Annotated in this window: 16 protein-coding genes and 1 tRNA gene; 16 read left to right on the top strand and 1 reads right to left on the bottom strand. The window is 58.9% G+C overall.

Annotation, left to right across the window (positions count from 1 at the left end; genetic code table 11):
* Positions 1-11 precede the first annotated feature (11 nt).
* Positions 12-1037, bottom strand: a complete 1026-nt coding sequence (gene tsaD / locus WMW70_RS17630) for a tRNA (adenosine(37)-N6)-threonylcarbamoyltransferase complex transferase subunit TsaD (RefSeq protein ID WP_341438756.1) — start codon at positions 1035-1037, stop codon at positions 12-14.
* A gap of 206 nt (positions 1038-1243) precedes the next feature.
* On the opposite strand from tsaD, the gene rpsU reads away from it, so the two are divergent.
* The 16 genes from rpsU to WMW70_RS17560 all read left to right on the top strand — a co-directional run bounded on the left by rpsU (position 1244) and on the right by WMW70_RS17560 (position 16852).
* A complete protein-coding gene (gene rpsU / locus WMW70_RS17625; protein ID WP_003296736.1) occupies positions 1244-1459 on the top strand; it encodes a 30S ribosomal protein S21 in 216 nt (71 codons plus the stop codon).
* Between the two features lie 141 nt (positions 1460-1600).
* Positions 1601-3586 (top strand): DNA primase, encoded by a 1986-nt coding sequence (dnaG, locus tag WMW70_RS17620; RefSeq protein WP_341438755.1) that lies wholly within the window; start codon positions 1601-1603, stop codon positions 3584-3586.
* A gap of 67 nt (positions 3587-3653) precedes the next feature.
* Positions 3654-5501 (top strand): RNA polymerase sigma factor RpoD, encoded by a 1848-nt coding sequence (gene rpoD / locus WMW70_RS17615; protein WP_341438754.1) that lies wholly within the window; start codon positions 3654-3656, stop codon positions 5499-5501.
* A 108-nt stretch (positions 5502-5609) separates the two neighbouring features.
* A complete protein-coding gene (locus WMW70_RS17610; protein ID WP_341438753.1) occupies positions 5610-9353 on the top strand; it encodes an EAL domain-containing protein in 3744 nt (1247 codons plus the stop codon).
* A 14-nt stretch (positions 9354-9367) separates the two neighbouring features.
* A tRNA-Ile gene (locus WMW70_RS17605) sits at positions 9368-9444 on the top strand.
* 126 nt (positions 9445-9570) lie between these two features.
* Positions 9571-10635 (top strand): tyrosine-type recombinase/integrase, encoded by a 1065-nt coding sequence (locus WMW70_RS17600; RefSeq protein ID WP_341438807.1) that lies wholly within the window; start codon positions 9571-9573, stop codon positions 10633-10635.
* Positions 10636-11009: 374 nt separating this feature from the next.
* Positions 11010-11228, top strand: coding sequence for a DNA-binding protein (locus tag WMW70_RS17595; protein ID WP_341438752.1), 219 nt, complete (start codon positions 11010-11012; stop codon positions 11226-11228).
* A gap of 6 nt (positions 11229-11234) precedes the next feature.
* A complete protein-coding gene (locus WMW70_RS17590) occupies positions 11235-12005 on the top strand; it encodes a hypothetical protein (RefSeq protein ID WP_341438751.1) in 771 nt (256 codons plus the stop codon).
* Between the two features lie 126 nt (positions 12006-12131).
* A complete protein-coding gene (locus WMW70_RS22160) occupies positions 12132-12461 on the top strand; it encodes a TraK family protein (RefSeq protein ID WP_445942160.1) in 330 nt (109 codons plus the stop codon).
* A 147-nt stretch (positions 12462-12608) separates the two neighbouring features.
* Positions 12609-13100, top strand: coding sequence for a plasmid mobilization protein (locus WMW70_RS17585; protein WP_341438750.1), 492 nt, complete (start codon positions 12609-12611; stop codon positions 13098-13100).
* Between the two features lies 1 nt (position 13101).
* Positions 13102-13893, top strand: a complete 792-nt coding sequence (gene trbJ / locus WMW70_RS17580) for a P-type conjugative transfer protein TrbJ (protein ID WP_445942159.1) — start codon at positions 13102-13104, stop codon at positions 13891-13893.
* A gap of 10 nt (positions 13894-13903) precedes the next feature.
* The gene (locus WMW70_RS17575; protein WP_341438749.1) at positions 13904-14083 is read left to right on the top strand and encodes a hypothetical protein; all 180 of its coding nucleotides are present in this window, start codon (positions 13904-13906) and stop codon (positions 14081-14083) included.
* A gap of 4 nt (positions 14084-14087) precedes the next feature.
* Entirely contained in the window at positions 14088-15506 is a 1419-nt protein-coding gene (trbL, locus tag WMW70_RS17570) for a P-type conjugative transfer protein TrbL (RefSeq protein WP_341438748.1), read from the top strand.
* Between the two features lie 77 nt (positions 15507-15583).
* A complete protein-coding gene (locus tag WMW70_RS17565; RefSeq protein ID WP_341438747.1) occupies positions 15584-15757 on the top strand; it encodes a hypothetical protein in 174 nt (57 codons plus the stop codon).
* A 299-nt stretch (positions 15758-16056) separates the two neighbouring features.
* Positions 16057-16305, top strand: coding sequence for an AbrB/MazE/SpoVT family DNA-binding domain-containing protein (locus tag WMW70_RS22155; protein WP_445942158.1), 249 nt, complete (start codon positions 16057-16059; stop codon positions 16303-16305).
* Positions 16306-16456: 151 nt separating this feature from the next.
* Positions 16457-16852 carry a putative Ig domain-containing protein gene (locus tag WMW70_RS17560; protein WP_341438746.1) on the top strand — a complete coding sequence of 132 codons (396 nt, stop codon included), beginning with the start codon at positions 16457-16459 and terminating at the stop codon, positions 16850-16852.
* Positions 16853-16884: the final 32 nt, after the last annotated feature.

Genomic DNA, 16884 nt, shown 5'->3' with positions numbered 1-16884 from the left:
CCCGGCTCATGCTAAAGCGCCGGCAACTGCTCCATTGGCCAGCGCGCCTGCACCTTGATGCTCAGGTCTTCATGCTGCCCAGCCAGCAGCCGCTGACAGCCGGCGTAGGCGATCATCGCGCCATTGTCGGTGCAGAAGGCCGGACGGGCATAGAACACTTCCCCCTTCAGTTCGCCGAGCATGCCTTCCAGGGACAGGCGCAGCGCCTTGTTGGCGCTCACGCCGCCGGCGATCACCAGATTGCGCAAACCGGTCTGTTTGAGAGCACGCTTGCACTTGATAGTCAGGGTGTCGACCACCGCCTGCTGAAACGCCAGAGCAATATCGCAACGGGTCTGCTCGCCCTCATCGCCCTCAGCCCGGCACTGCTGCCAGGTATTCAGGGTAAAGGTCTTGAGGCCGCTGAAGCTGAACTCCAGCCCAGGGCGATCGGTCATTGGCCGCGGGAACTTGAAGCGCCCCGGCGTGCCGTTTTCCGCCAGCCGCGCGATTTCCGGGCCGCCCGGATACTGCAGACCCATCAGCTTGGCGGTCTTGTCGAATGCCTCGCCAGCGGCGTCGTCCAGGGACTCGCCGAGCAACTGGTACTGGCCGATGCCATCGACCCGCACCAGCTGGGTATGGCCACCTGAGACCAACAAGGCGACGAACGGAAAAGCCGGCGGATTTTCTTCCAGCATGGGGGCCAGCAGGTGGCCTTCCATATGGTGTACACCCAGGGCCGGAATGTCCCAGGCAAAGGCCAGGGCCTGGGCACAGGACGCCCCCACCAGCAGCGCGCCGACCAGGCCTGGACCTGCGGTATAGGCAATCGCATCGATATCGGATTTGCTCTTGCCCGCCTCATCCAGCACCTGGCGGATCAAAGGCAGCATGCGTTTGACGTGGTCGCGCGAGGCCAGCTCGGGAACCACGCCGCCGTACACCCGGTGCAGGTCGATCTGGCTAAACAGGGCATCGGCCAGCAGGCCGCGCTCGCTGTCGTAGAGCGCGACACCGGTCTCGTCGCAGGAGGTTTCCAATCCCAGTACCAGCATGGGCAACGCCTTGATTTCGAGGGGCTAAACAGCAGAAGGCGCGCATAATAATAGGCCCCGAGGCGAGCCGACCAGCGCTTTTCGATCAGAGGCTTTGCATTCCGCGCGATGAGACGGTAACATCCGCAACCCTTAAAAACCTACGTTCTCCAGCGCCATCTGCCAGGAGCAACGTTACCCCCGGTAATAAAGAAGGTAAGCCCTGGATGCCAGCCGTCAAAGTTAAAGAGAACGAACCCTTCGACGTCGCTCTGCGTCGTTTCAAGCGCTCCTGCGAAAAAGCCGGTGTTCTGGCTGAAGTTCGCAGCCGTGAATTCTACGAAAAGCCGACTTCCGAGCGTAAGCGCAAGGCAGCAGCCGCTGTTAAGCGTCACGCCAAGAAAGTGCAGCGCGAGCAGCGCCGCAGCGTTCGCCTGTACTAATTCAGTACAAGTAACGCCCGACATCCGGCCTCGGCCGGGTTTCGCTTCAGGACTCCGCGCCACCTCCGGGTGACGATCGGAGTCTTTTAGTTTCCGCCCATACCTGTCGCACATGCCTGCACGGCAGTACTCTGAGCACCTATGGCCGGCCTGATCCCACAGTCTTTTATCGATGACCTGCTCAACCGCACCGATATCGTCGACGTGGTCAGTTCGCGCATCCAGCTGAAAAAGGCTGGCAAGAATTACACCGCCTGCTGCCCCTTCCATAAAGAAAAGACCCCCTCGTTCAGCGTCAGCCCGGACAAACAGTTCTATTACTGCTTTGGCTGCGGTGCCGGCGGCAACGCCCTGGGTTTTGTCATGGACCACGACCAACTGGATTTCCCCCAGGCGATCGAGGACCTGGCCAAGCGCGCCGGCATGGAAGTGCCCCGCGAGGAAGGCGGACGCAACAACAAGCCGCGCCAGCCCACCGACTCGCCGCTGTACCCGCTGCTGACTGCCGCCGCCGAATTCTACAAGCAGGCGCTGAAAAGCCACCCGCAGCGCAAGGCCGCCATCGACTACCTGAAAGGCCGCGGCCTGTCCGGCGAAATCGCCCGCGACTTCGGCATGGGCTTCGCCCCGCCCGGCTGGGACAACCTGCTCAAGCACCTGGCCAGCGACAGCCTGCAGCAGAAGGCGATGATCGACGCCGGCCTGCTGGTGGAAAACGCCGAAAGCGGCAAGCGCTACGATCGCTTCCGCGACCGCATCATGTTCCCCATCCGTGACAGCCGCGGCCGGGTGATCGCCTTTGGCGGCCGGGTGCTGGGCGACGAGAAGCCGAAATACCTGAACTCCCCGGAAACCCCGGTGTTCCACAAAGGCCAGGAGCTCTACGGGCTGTTCGAGGCACGCAAGCACAACCGCGACCTCGACGAGATCATGGTAGTCGAGGGCTATATGGACGTGATCGCCCTGGCCCAGCAGGGCCTGCGCAACGCCGTCGCCACCCTCGGCACCGCCACCAGCGAAGAGCACCTCAAGCGCCTGTTTCGCGTCGTACCCAGCGTATTGTTCTGCTTCGATGGCGACGCCGCCGGGCGTAACGCCGCCTGGCGCGCCCTCGAAGCCACCCTGTCGAGCCTGCAGGACGGCCGCCGCGCGCGCTTTCTATTCCTGCCCGACGGCGAAGACCCGGACACCCTGGTGCGCAGCGAAGGCACCGACGCCTTCCGCGCGCGGATCAACCAGCACGCCCAGCCGCTGGCCGATTACTTCTTCCAGCAACTGAGCGAAGAGGCCGACCCACGCTCCCTGGAAGGCAAGGCGCACCTGATGACCCTGGCCGCGCCGCTGATCGACAAGATCCCCGGCAACAACCTGCGCGCCCTGATGCGCCAGCGCCTGAGCGAAATCACCGGCCTGACCGGCGAAGCTCCCGGCCAGACCGCGCCAGCCGGCCGCAGCAGCGCCCCGACCAACAGCGCACCACCCGCGCCCAGCCATTATCCGGATTACCCCGAGATTCCCGACAGCGCCTACTACGATGTCGAGCCGAGCCGCAACGAATACGAAAACCCAAGCCCCGCGCCGCAATTCGAACACAACAGCGGAAAAGGCAAAGGCAACTGGAAGAAAGAAGGCGGCAAGTGGAACAAGAAGGGCCAGGGCGAGTTCGCCCCGCGCGCGCCACGCACCGCCGTCAGCGTCGAATCGCCACACCTGAGCGCTTTGCGCACCCTTTTGCACCACCCGCAACTGGCGCAGAAGGTCGAAGATGTCAGCCACTTCGCCGCCGAAGACGACACCTATGCCCAGCTGCTGGTCGCCCTGCTCGGTGCACTGCAGAAAAACCCCAACCTGCGCTCACTGCAACTGATCGCCCGCTGGCATGGCACCGAACAGGGCCGTCTGCTGCGCGCCCTGGCGGAAAAGGAATGGCTAATTTCGGCGGATAACCTTGAACAACAGTTTTTTGACACTATAACTAGTCTAGTAGCCCGCCAACGCGAGCGCAGTCTGGAACATTTGCTGCGCAAAGCCCGTCAAAGTGAGTTGAGTGCAGACGAGAAAGACCAGCTGCGCAGCTTGCTGAGCCGTAATGCATCACCAGTAATCCCGAGCCCAACTGGCGCTTAGGGGTGTTACTCGGGTATAATCCGCGGCTTGTTTTTTGCCCGCCAAGACCTTCAGTGGATAGGGTGTTATGTCCGGAAAAGCGCAACAGCAGTCTCGTATCAAAGAGTTGATCACCCTGGGTCGTGAGCAGAAGTATCTGACTTACGCAGAGGTCAACGACCACCTGCCGGAAGATATTTCTGATCCGGAGCAGGTGGAAGACATCATCCGCATGATCAACGACATGGGGATCCCCGTACACGAGAGTGCTCCGGATGCGGACGCCCTTATGTTGGCCGACGCCGATACCGACGAGGCAGCCGCTGAAGAAGCCGCTGCAGCGCTGGCAGCGGTGGAGACCGATATCGGCCGCACGACGGACCCAGTGCGCATGTACATGCGTGAAATGGGCACCGTGGAATTGCTGACCCGCGAAGGCGAGATCGAAATCGCCAAACGCATTGAGGAAGGCATTCGCGAGGTCATGGGCGCTATCGCTCATTTCCCCGGCACTGTCGACAGCATTCTCGGCGAATACACCCGTGTGACCACCGAAGGTGGCCGCCTGGTTGAAGTGCTCAGTGGCTATATCGATCCGGATGACGGCATCGTACCCGCCGAAGCCGCCGCCCCCATCCCTGCAAAGGATGGCGACGCCGCTGACGACAAGGACGATGAAGAAGACGGCGACGACAGCGACGACGAGGAAGAGGAAGGCGACGGCGGTCCGGATCCTGAAGAGGCCCTGCGCCGCTTCACCGCGATTGGCGACGCGCTCGACCTGGCCAAGAAAGCCCTTAAAAAGCATGGCCGTGGCAGCAAGCAAGGCATCGCCGCGCTGAAAGAAATGGCCGAGCTGTTTATGCCGATCAAGCTGGTGCCCAAGCAGTACGAGGCCCTGGTGGTCCGCGTACGCGGGTCCCTTGAGCGTCTGCGCGCTCAGGAACGCGCCATCATGCAGCTTTGCGTACGTGATGCACGTATGCCACGTGCCGATTTCCTGCGCCTGTTCCCAGGCAATGAAATCGACCCCGAGTGGTCCACTGGCCTGGCCAAAGGCAAAGCCAAGTACGCCGAAGCCATCGGTAACCTGCAGGGTGATATCCAGCGCTGCCAGCAAAAGCTGTCTGCCCTGGAAGCCGAATGCGAGCTGACCCTGGCGGAAATCAAGGACATTAACCGTCGCATGTCGATCGGCGAGGCCAAGGCCCGCCGCGCGAAGAAAGAGATGGTTGAAGCCAACCTGCGCCTGGTTATCTCGATCGCCAAGAAGTACACCAACCGTGGCCTGCAGTTCCTCGACCTGATTCAGGAAGGCAACATCGGCCTGATGAAGGCGGTGGACAAGTTCGAATACCGTCGCGGTTACAAGTTCTCGACCTATGCAACCTGGTGGATCCGTCAGGCGATCACTCGCTCGATCGCCGACCAGGCACGCACCATCCGTATTCCGGTGCACATGATCGAGACGATCAACAAGCTCAACCGTATTTCCCGGCAGATGCTGCAGGAAATGGGTCGCGAGCCGACCCCGGAAGAGCTGGGTGAACGCATGGAAATGCCTGAGGACAAGATCCGTAAGGTATTGAAGATCGCCAAAGAGCCGATCTCCATGGAAACCCCGATCGGTGATGACGAAGACTCCCATCTGGGTGACTTCATCGAAGACTCGACCATGCAGTCGCCAATCGATGTCGCCACCGTTGAGAGCCTTAAAGAAGCAACACGCGAAGTGCTTTCCGGCCTCACGGCACGTGAAGCCAAGGTTCTGCGCATGCGTTTCGGCATCGACATGAATACCGACCACACCCTCGAGGAAGTCGGTAAACAGTTCGATGTAACCCGCGAGCGGATCCGGCAGATCGAAGCCAAGGCGCTGCGCAAGCTGCGCCACCCGACGAGAAGCGAGCATCTACGCTCCTTCCTCGACGAGTAACACACAAAACCCCCGGCCCTGCTGGGGGTTTTGCATTATGGCAGCGCTACCAAGCGTCCATTTGCCGGTCTACACTGCTAGGTACCGTCCCTGAAAACGAGCACGCCCATGCAGCGCGTTGCGGCCACTCTCTTGTTGTGTCTGGCTCTATGGACTGCGCCCGCCATCGGCCTCGAACTGAGTGCCGAAGAGCAGGCCTGGCTCGCGGCCCATCCAGAGCTGCGCCTGGGTGTCGACGGGGCCTGGCCACCCTTCGAGTTTCGTGACGAGCAAGACCGCTACCTGGGCCTCTCCGCCGACTATGTGCGGCTGATCGAACAGCGCCTGCAGATCAAACTGCAGCCCATCCCGCCCAGCAGCTGGAGCGAGGTCATTAATCAGGCCAAGGCCGGGCAACTGGATATTCTCCCCGGGGTGATGTCGACCCCCGAGCGCCAGGAATACCTGACCTTTACCCGCCCCTATCTCGACTTCCCCATCGTCATCCTGACCCATGAAAAAGGCCCGCAACCGCGCAACCTCAAGGACCTCGACGGACTCAAGATCGCTGTCGTGCAGGACTACGCCCCCCATGAGCTGCTGCGCAATCTGCACCCGCATCTCCAGCTCTGGCCGCGCCCCAGTGTCGCTGCCGCACTCCAGGCCCTGGCCACCGGCGAGGCCGACGCCATGGTCGGCGACCTTGCCTCGAGCGCCTGGAACCTGCGCCAGCTCAAACTTGACGGTCTGTATATCAATGGCGAAACGCCCTACCGCTACCAGCTGGCCATGGCGGTGCCAAAAGAACAGGCGATACTCGCCGGCATCCTCGACAAGGTCTTCGCCGAACTGACTCCGGAGCAGATGAGCGCCATTCAGGAGCACTGGGTCGGCGACCTGGTCGACCGTCGCCCCATCTGGCGCAGCCTGCTGCTGTATGGCCTGCCGGGCCTGCTCGTCGCCCTGCTGATCATCGCCAGCATCCTGCGTATCAACCGTCGCCTGCGCAGCGAGATGCACAACCGCATCATCCTCGAAGCCGAGCTACGCAGCAGCGAACAGCACTATCGCGGCCTGGTCGAAGGCCTCAATGCGGTAGCCTGGGAGATGCGCCAGCGCGATTTCTGCTTTACCTATGTCGCCCCCCAGGCCGCCAAGCTGCTCGGCTACCCGCTACAGGACTGGCTGCAGACGGATTTTCTGCAGCGCGCGCTACACCCGGACGACGCCGAACAGACCCTGGCCTACTGCCGCGAACAGACCCTGGCCGGGCGCGACCACAGCATGGACTACCGCATGTTCGCCGCCGACGGACGTGTGGTCTGGATACGCGATATCATCACCCTGCCCACCGAACAGCCGCCGGGCCAGGAACCCATTCTGCGCGGGCTGATGATCGACATCACCGAAGCGAAACAGACCGAGCAGGCCCTGGCCCTCTCCGAGCAGAAGTTCGCCTCGGTATTCCACAACTGCCCCGACATCATTGCCCTGATCAATATCGACAGCGGCATGCTGGTCACGGTCAACCACACCTTCGAACAACAGTTCGGCTTCAGCGCGGCCGAGGCCGTCGGCCATACCAGCACCGAACTGGGCCTGTGGACAGAGCCCGGGGCCGGCCCGCGCATTCTGCAGAAACTGCGCGAAGGCAAGGTGCACAACATCGAAACGCCGTTTCGTCGCCGCGATGGCAGCCAGTTTATCGGCCTGATATCGGCCCAGAAAATCGGCATCGAAAACACCGCCAACCTGGTGGTGGTGGTACGCGACATCAGCGAACTGAAAGACACCCAACAGCGCCTGCAACTCTCGGAAACCAAGTTCGCCAAGGCCTTCCATGCCTCCCCCGATGGCCTGCTGATTACCCGCCTGAGCGACGGCAAGATGCTGGACGTCAACGAAGGCTTTAGCCGCATCACCGGTTACAGCGCCGCCGAGGCCGCCGAGCAATCCACCGTCAAGCTCGGCATCTGGGCCAACCCCGAAGACCGCGAGCGGATGGTCGCCGAGGTCCGCGAAAAGGGTTTTGTCAGCAATTTCTGCGCCCCGATCCGCACCAAGGACGGCAAACTGCGCACCTGCGAAATGTCGGTACAGCCGATACCGATCGAAGGCGAAATCTGCATGCTGAGCATCGCCCGCGACATTACCGAGCGGGTGCTGATGCAGGAACGCCTGCAACAGGCCGCCACCGTATTCGAAAGCACGGCCGAAGGCGTGATGATCACCGACCTGGACCAGCGCATCACCGCGGTCAACCGCGCCTTCACCACCATCACCGGCTACAGCGAAGCCGAAGCCCTCGGCCGCTCGCCACGCCTGCTCGCCTCGGGCAACCACGACAGCGCGTTTTACGCCGCCATGTGGCATAACCTCAGCGCCTCAGGGCACTGGCAGGGCGAGATTTGGAACAAGCGCAAGAATGGCGAGCTCTACCCCGAATGGCTGACCATCAGCGCGGTCCGCGACGCGCAGAACAACATCAGCCATTTTGTCGGCGTGTTCGCCGATATCAGCTCACTCAAACATGCCCAGGCCCGCCTCGACCACCAGGCCCATCACGACCCGCTGACCGGCCTGCCCAACCGCATGCTGTTCGAGGCCCGCCTGCGCAGCGCCCTCGAAGATGCGCAAAGCGAAAAGCACCTGGGGGCCGTCCTGTTTATCGACCTCGACCGCTTCAAGCACATCAACGACAGCCTCGGCCACCCGGTCGGCGACCAACTGCTCAAGAGCATCGCCGAACGCCTGAAAGCCCACCTGCGCGATATCGACACCGTGGCCCGCCTGGGCGGTGACGAATTCATCATCCTGCTGCCCGGGCTGCAACACCTGAGCGACGCCGAGCGGGTCGCGCACAAGCTTCTCGAATGCTTCAACCAACCGTTCGAGGTCGACGAACAGGAACTGTTTATCAGCGCCAGCATCGGCATCAGCCGCTACCCCGACGACGGCAACGACGTCGCCACCCTGGTGAAGAATGCCGATGCCGCGATGTACCGCTCCAAGGCCCGCGGACGCAACCGGGTGGAAATCTATACCCGCGACCTGACCTTCCAGGCCACCGAACGCATGGCCCTGGAACGCGAGCTGCGCCGCGCCCTGGAGCGCGACGAGCTGCAGCTCTACTACCAACCCAAACTCAGCCTGCTCAGCAACCGCCTGGTCGGTGCCGAAGCCCTGCTGCGCTGGCACCACCCGCTGTTCGGCGAAATACCGCCGGACCGCTTTATCCCCCTGGCCGAAGAAACCGGCCTGATCATCAGCCTCGGCGACTGGGTCCTGCAGCAGGCCTGCCAACAGATGCAACACTGGCAGCGCCAGCACGCCCCCTTCGGCCCGATCTCCGTCAATCTCACCGGCATCCAGCTGCGCCAGCCCAACCTGCTCGCGCGCATCTCCAGCCTGCTCGCGGAAAACGCCCTGACGCCCACCCTGCTGCAACTGGAAATTACCGAAAGCTTCATCATGAATCAGACCGAAGACGCCCTGAAACTGCTCCACCAGCTGAAGAACCTGGGCGTGCAGCTGGCCATCGACGACTTCGGCACCGGCTACTCTTCGCTCAGCTACCTCAAGCGCCTGCCGGTCGATACCCTGAAAATCGATCAGTCCTTCGTCCGCGGCCTGCCCAACGACCCCAACGACGTCGCCATCGCCCGCGCCATCATCGCCCTGGGCCGCAGCATGCAACTCACCGTGATCGCCGAAGGGGTGGAAACCAAGGCCCAGGAACTGTTCCTCGCCGCCGAAGGCTGCGAACAGATTCAAGGCTTCGTGATCAGCCGCGCCATCCCCGCCGACACCTTCGCGCAAAACTTCCTCGAACCGCGCCGTTCGGTTGGCGCTGCCGAGAAGGCCCCGGTATAATCCGCCCGCTTCTGGGGCCCATAGCTCAGTTGGTTAGAGCAGAGGACTCATAATCCTTTGGTCCACGGTTCGAGTCCGTGTGGGCCCACCAACTCCAAAGCCGCGCACTGCGCGGCTTTTTCATGTCCGCAAGAGAAACAGCTTTACCAGTCCTATAGTCCAAAGGTACAAATTCAGTACAGTGCCGGTACAGCGGTACGTCTTTGGAGTAGAAAAAATGGCCACCATCGTCAAAACGGATGCCGGCACATGGAAGGCCCTGGTGCGCAAAACCGGCTGGCCGACCAACACCAAAACCTTCCGCACCAAGCGCGATGCCGAAGACTGGGCACGCCGCACCGAAGACGAAATGGTCAGGGGCGTGTACATCCAGCGCAGCGGCTCCGAACGCATGACCTTGGAAATGGCGCTGAAACGTTACCTCAGCGAAATCAGCCCGACCAAGAAGCCGACCACCCAGCGCGCCGAGACTACCAAAGCCCAACAGCTGATCAGCCACCTGGGCAAATACTCCATGGCCGCCCTCTCGGCCGAGATCATCGCCAGCTACCGCGATACCCGCCTGGCCTCGATCACCAATCGCGGCAAGCCCACCAGCAACAACACCGTGCGCCTGGAGCTGGCCCTACTCAGCCACCTGTTCACCGTGGCGATTCAGGAATGGGGCCTGGGCCTCAGCTTCAACCCGGTGCTGAACATCCGCAAACCCAGCCCCGGCGAAGGCCGCGACCGTCGCTTGTCTGCAGAAGAAGAACGCCGCCTGCTGACGGCGGTAAACAATCACAGCAACCCTATGCTGGGCTGGATCGTCCGCATCGCCCTGGAAACCGGCATGCGCTCGTCAGAGATCACATCCCTGCGCAGGCACCAGGTCGATATGAAAAAGCGCGTGGTGCGCCTCTCCGACACCAAGAACGACAGCGCACGCACCGTCCCACTCAGCAAATGGGCCACTGAGACCTTTCAGGCAGCGCTGAACAACCCTGTACGCCCGATTGACTGTGACCTGGTGTTCTTTGGTGAACCAGGCAAGAACGGTAAGCGCAGCCCCTACGCCTTCACCAAGACCTGGGGCTTACTGAAGACCAAGCTGGGCATGCCTGATCTGCGCTTCCATGACCTGCGGCATGAGGCTGTAAGCCGGCTAGTCGAGGGCGGCCTATCCGACCAGGAGGTGTCCGCCATCAGTGGGCACAAATCAATGCAGATGCTAAAGCGCTACACGCATCTGAGGGCAGAGGATCTAGTGGCAAAACTGGACAGGCTTTCAGAAAAATCATGAGCCTCACGCCACCCAGCAGGTCCAACCTAACTCCATGGTTATTACCTAACCCTAATACCGGCCAAGCGCCGGTTTTTTCTTGGACATACGCCTAACAACAGTCCACCCGCAACCATTTACCAACTTTTCAACCACCCACTTATTCATCAGAAAAATAAATGGATCGCATCCACCACAAAAGCGGCGTACCGACGCAACAAGAGCAATTAGGACAAAAAATCCTAATTTAAAAAACAAATTAGGACATAACTTCCTATTACCTAATAAAGTTTAGCTAAACACCAAGAAACTATCGCAAAATTTCGCTCAATTACTACAAACCATCAATTTACAGTCAAAATATCTCCGAACCAACTTAGTTTTCGGAGAGCAAAATGACCACCGAAGAACTCTTACTGCAGCGTTACAACTGCGCCCCACTCCTATCACTTGAACAGCTCGCAGAGATACTCCTGAGAAGCAAGGGCGGCCTACGCATAACTCTCTGTGGAGATAACGAACTTGCGAGAAAACTACATGAATGCAGAATTAAAATTGGCCGCAGGGTTTACTTCAAAACAGCCTCAATAGCTCGAATGATCGACGAGGCGTAGGGGGCCATGACAGAGAACATCATCCTCCGCCGCAAGGTGTCTCGTTGCTTCACAACACTGCCCAATGACTTGATCCGAGACAAACAGCTTTCATGGAAGGCGTTAGGCCAACTTGTGTTCTTGCTATCGTTGCCACCGAGTTTCCGCCTCAGTCTTGCCTACCTGACTAAGCAGAAGAAATGCGGCCGAGATGCAACCAGGGCAGGACTTAAGGAGCTAGAGGATGCGGGATACCTTTCTATCGAGCAGCTGAGTGACGAGTCAGGACGATTCAGCCACTCCATCTGGCAGATCTCGGACACGCCATGCCAACTGGAGCAAAGTACACCGTGTGCGGAAAACCCGAACACGGATTTTCCGGCCCTGGATATCCCGCCCCCGGAGAATCCGACACTAATAAATACTAATAAAGAACAAATACTAAAAAAACATAAAAGAACTACAACAACAAAGCAGAAAGCTCCTGAAGAACCGCAGATCGGATTCACCATGAGTTTTCACCGCAGTATTCCAAAAGAGGATAGGCCTGCGCTGAAGATGGCCCTGGCTAAGATTCCCGAACCTGATCGCCAGGCGCTACTCGACGAACTTACTGCCTCAATGATGGCCGGGGCCATCAAAACAACATCGATACGCTGGCTGCATGGACTGATCAATCACTACTTGGCTGGTCGGTTCACCCCGTCACTTGGGGCGTCCATCGCCAATTTGCGGGCTACGGAAATCAGACACAACTCAACAGCCATATCCCCCAAGGATCAACGACAAGGCACATAGCCGGATAGCCCCCCATCAAAGCCTCCAAACCCGATTAATACATCGTCCAAATTTCGCATTCATTGACACTTGAGGGATCTGCAAAAGATGCGGGTCTAGCTCTACGAGCACAGCGAGATATTGCCCATGGGAACACTCTCCGAACGCATAGCCGAGCGCATACAAAATAAGTCGGCAGCCAGTACAGCCGCACGCAATCGCAGCACATTCCTTTCCCTGAGAAAGGAAATCCAGCAGGCCTACACAGACGGTTGGTCGCTACTGGCTATCTGGAAGACGTTATTCGACGAAGGACGAATATCGTTTACCTATCAGGCCTTCCGACGGTATGCGCGCCAACTGGTCGATAACCCTGCGTCAGCAAGCAGCAGCGAGCACCCGACTAGGGAAACACTTGAAGCCGACGTAGATACCTATGCGTTTAGCGCAAGGCCCACTAAGGGACTGCTGCCATGAACATCAACCCCCATATAGGCGTTCAAACACCAACTGAACCGTTCAACTTCCGTTCACTTGGCGTTAACCCATCGTTGAACGGTGCAGAGGCGATTAATTGGTCACTCCTACAGGCCTTCAATCGGCATGAAATGCAGGGCAAGACAGGTGAAGTACCTGTACCGGCAAGCCGGCACAGTTTCTTCACTGCACCCTTATTCGCGCTACGCGCTCAACGGGTGTCTTGCTCTGTGGGGCAAGCGGCTGCCGCCGCTACAGGAGCAGTTGATGACTGAACAGCGAGTGATAACTAGGAAGGAAACCACGCCCATAAACGTATGGGTTACGCCAGATGAGAAAGCACAGATTGATGCGCTAGCTCAGCAGACAGGGCACAGCATGTCGTCGCTATTGCGCTGCCTGGGGATGGGGCATCAGCCCCCCAGCATTCTCGACAGCAAGATGATTCTTGAGCTGGCGAAGATCAACGGCGATCAGGGGCGGTTGGGTGGCTTGCTCAAGATGTGGCTGACCAACGATGAGCGCTTTGCCGGTTTCGACGGGGTGCAGATGCGCAGAACTATTGAGGTTGTTCTGTCGAGGATTCAGCAGACGCAGCAAGCAATGTTGGACCTAGTAATCAAAGTACAGGGAGAGTGATGTGAAAATTTTAGCGGCTAAAAAAATTGGCTTTATCGCGTTGGCGTTTTGTTCGCTAAGCGGTCAGCCGGCCTACGCAGGTATTCCTGTGATCGATGGGGGCAACCTGACCCAGAACGTGCTGACGGCTATTGAGAGCGTTGCGCAGACGCTCAAGCAGGTTGAGCAATACGCCAAGCAGGTCGAGCAGTATTCGACCCAGCTGCAGCAGTATGAAAATCAGCTGCAGAACACCGCCGCGCCTGCGGCCTATATCTGGGATCAGGCCAGCCACACGATCAATAAGTTGATTGAGGCGCAGGACATGCTGGCGTACTACCAGCGCAAGGCCGGCAGCCTAGACGCCTATTTGGCCAAGTACCAGGATGCCGCCTACTACCGCAGCTCGCCATGCTTCAGCGGTGGAGGTTGTACCCCAAGTGAGCGTGAAGCGATGTCAGCCAATCGTCGTCTGGCCTCTGCCTCGCAGAAGCAGGCCAACGATGCCTTGTTCAGGGCAATCGCTCAGCAGCAGGACAATATGGTTGCAGACGCCCGTCAGCTGGAGCGTCTGCAATCGGCTGCTTCCACCGCCGATGGCCAGGTCAAAGCTATTCAATATGCCAACCAGCTAGCCAGCCACCAATCGAACCAGCTTCTACAGATTCGCGGTCTGATGCTTGCCCAGCAGAATGCGCTGGCTGTTCGCGGTCAGGCAGACGCTGACCAGGCCGCTAAGGAGCTGGCTGCGCATGAGGCATCTACTGCCGCTCGCGGGCCGGAATCGCTGCCAGCTAATCCGAAGAAGTGGTGAGGAGAGCGCCATGACCAAAGCCATTCCCCTCGCCATTGCGCTGCTCGCCGTCACCCTGGCTGGTTGCGAGCCATCCCCCCTGGACTGCGCTGATCCACAGAGCCAGCAGCAGAGGCAGGAGTGTGCACACCGTGCCTCAACGGAGCCACGGGGCCCCGACACCCTGCCAGCCAACCCGAAGAAGTGGTGATGTCATGAAGACCATTAAAAGCATTCTGCTGCTTAGCGTACTTTTGTCCCTCTACTCGGCCGGCGCATCGGCTGAACTGACATTCCACGACCCAGCCACCCAGATAGGTGTACTGGATCGAGTAGTGCAGGAGTTCGTCAACCGCGCGGCTGCCTGGCAAGGCGTAATAATGGCTGCAGCCACCTGGTTGTTTTGGACGCTGGGCACCATCAGCTTTACCTGGACGATGGGTATGCTGGCTCTGCGTAAAGCGGACATCGGTGACTTCTTCAGCGAATTTATTCGCTTCACCCTGTTCTTTGGCTTCTTCTACTGGCTGCTGCAGAACGGCCCATACTTTGCGGAGACCATCATCAGTTCCCTGCGTCAGATCGGTGACAACGCTGCCGGCACGGCGGGTCTGTCGCCATCGGAGGTGGTCGATATAGGTTTCATGATCTGGAAACAGGCCATTTCCAACCTGTCTGGCTGGAGCCCGATAGACAGTTTTGTCGGGGTGGTGCTCAGCGCTGGCATTATGTTGGCGCTCGCCACCATCGCCGTGAACATGCTGCTGCTTCTGATCTCTGGCTGGATCTTGATGTACGCCGGCATCTTCCTCCTGGGCTTTGGTGGATCCAAGTGGACTTCGGACATGGCCATCAACTATTTCAAAACCGTCCTCGGCGTGGCCGTTGAACTGCTGGTAATGATCCTTCTGGTCGGGGTCGGTAACAATCTGCTGACCAGTTTCTACGAGAAAATGAACAAGGCAACACTCAACTTTGAAGAACTCGGCGTGATGATGGTGTTCTGTTTAGCGCTGCTGACCCTTACCGGCCAGGTTCCGAAAATGGTAGCCGGCATCATCAGTGGCGGTGGTGGCGGAGGAGGAGCTGGTGGATTCGGTGCGGGAGCTATTGCAGGAGCCGCCCTTGGCGCTGCGGGCACAGCTGCGGGTGCCGCAAGCATGGCTGGTTCAGCCGTTATGAGCGGTGCTCAGAATATCTCTGGTGGCGCATCAGCCATCAAGGCTGCCATTCAAAAAGCACAAGGGTCGGCAGATGGCGGTTCTGGTATGCCATCGCTGGGAGCTGGCTCATCAGAGAAAGGTTCAGATTCAGGTTCGCCACTTCGAGCCGCAATGGGCATCGACTCCAGCAACCAATCCGGCGGCATGATGCAAAAGGCTGCCAGCGTGGCAGCGGGAGCGGCTTCTGAATTGGCCAAAGGGGCAGGCAGCCTGATCAAGGAAAAAGCCAGCGAAGCCGCCAACAACTTCCAGGAGAAAGCCAGCCAGACTATCGGTGGTCAACTCGCATCGACCATCCAGGGAGAGCCTTCATTCGACGGGAACAGCCTGTCAGCTGCGGGGCATGACGATGACGACATGGATGACAAGATAGCTGAGTTCGTGAATCGTGATCGCGGCTCGGCCACCTGAAAACTTTAGCGGCTAAAATCGAGCCACCTGAATTTAGCCGCCACATTCGTCAATGCCACGACTTAAAAGAAAGACTCATGAGCACGCATGAAATTACGGAACCCTTGTTCATCACAGAAGAAATCGAAGCAGAAATGATCGCTGCAGGATACGTTTTTGATGTGCCCAAACTCATTACTCTGCCGCACGACTACAACAAGGCGCTGGAGCTCGAAGAAGGCAGTGGAGACCCGACTGTCAGTGCCGAGTAACGCCAAACCGAATCCGGGTTTTCGGTCTGACTGAAATGGACGACGAACTGGCCAGACTCGTGAATCATGATCGCAGATCAGTCGCCTGATTATTTTAGCGGCTAAAATTCAAAGTCATTCCAAATGGTGTTGCAGGGAACAGCGCCGAGCCAGTACACGGCACCCAAGCAATAGGAAGAGCTGGCTCGCCGACGCCAAGAGAAAGCCACCGATTCAGCCCCTCAACCGCCACAGCCAGCACTGCTTGCGCTAGACAGGAACGCGGCCGAATAGCTGCTAACCCATGGCGCGCGTAGAGCATGCAGCAACACTTTGAACGGTGCACTTCACCAAACACTAAAGCCCCAAGGCTAACCATCATGAAAGAAAGTGGATCGTTTAAAGTCACATGCCAAGACGCGGGAGACGGAAGCGGAGACGTGATAGTAGATCTTCCGCCAGAGCTTCTTGAAAACATGGGGTTGGGGCTTGGCGACGAGCTGAGCGTCGAGGTAGTGAATGGAGTAATAGTGTTAACGCCAAAAAATGCCACACCACTGCCTCGCTAACGACCTGCACAATTTAGCTGTCAGTTTTCAGATTGCGGGCAGACTTACGACCCAACTAACTCGGACTTATTGTTGCCCATGGACAGCTCCTCAAGGACGTATTCGGCGGGATCGTATTCAGCCGAATACCATGACCAGGAAGGACTCTCATATGCTGCGGAAACTATTTTTTGCCCTCTGCTTAACGCTACCGCTCGCTGGCTGCGAAGCAGGTATCTTTGGAAACACGGCGGCGGGCTGTGCCATGCAGCCCGAGCCCACGCTACTACCCGAGAGCCTACCTGTAGCCGCAGTGGGCGAGCCCTATAGCGTACAACTCGAAGTAATCAACACCTCGACGCCCGTTCATGGCATCTATGTGAATGATGACTACGCCCTGCCTGAAGGGCTTTGGGTCGAGCACCAAGATCGCGACTCGCATGGCCTTATCACCGGTACACCGCTCAAGGCCGGCACCTATGAAGTGCACATGTCCGCTGGTACGTACGGCACCCAATGCACTGGGCGCAGAGCAAGCCGAGTCTACAACCTTGTGGTCACCGAGTAACGAACCTCGCTTAACACCAGAGCACCAAGCAC

The organism is Pseudomonas sp. XK-1 (assembly GCF_038069885.1).
GTDB lineage: Bacteria > Pseudomonadota > Gammaproteobacteria > Pseudomonadales > Pseudomonadaceae > Aquipseudomonas.
Note: the sequence above shows the minus strand (reverse complement) of the source record. Positions and strands in the feature narration are given on the sequence as shown.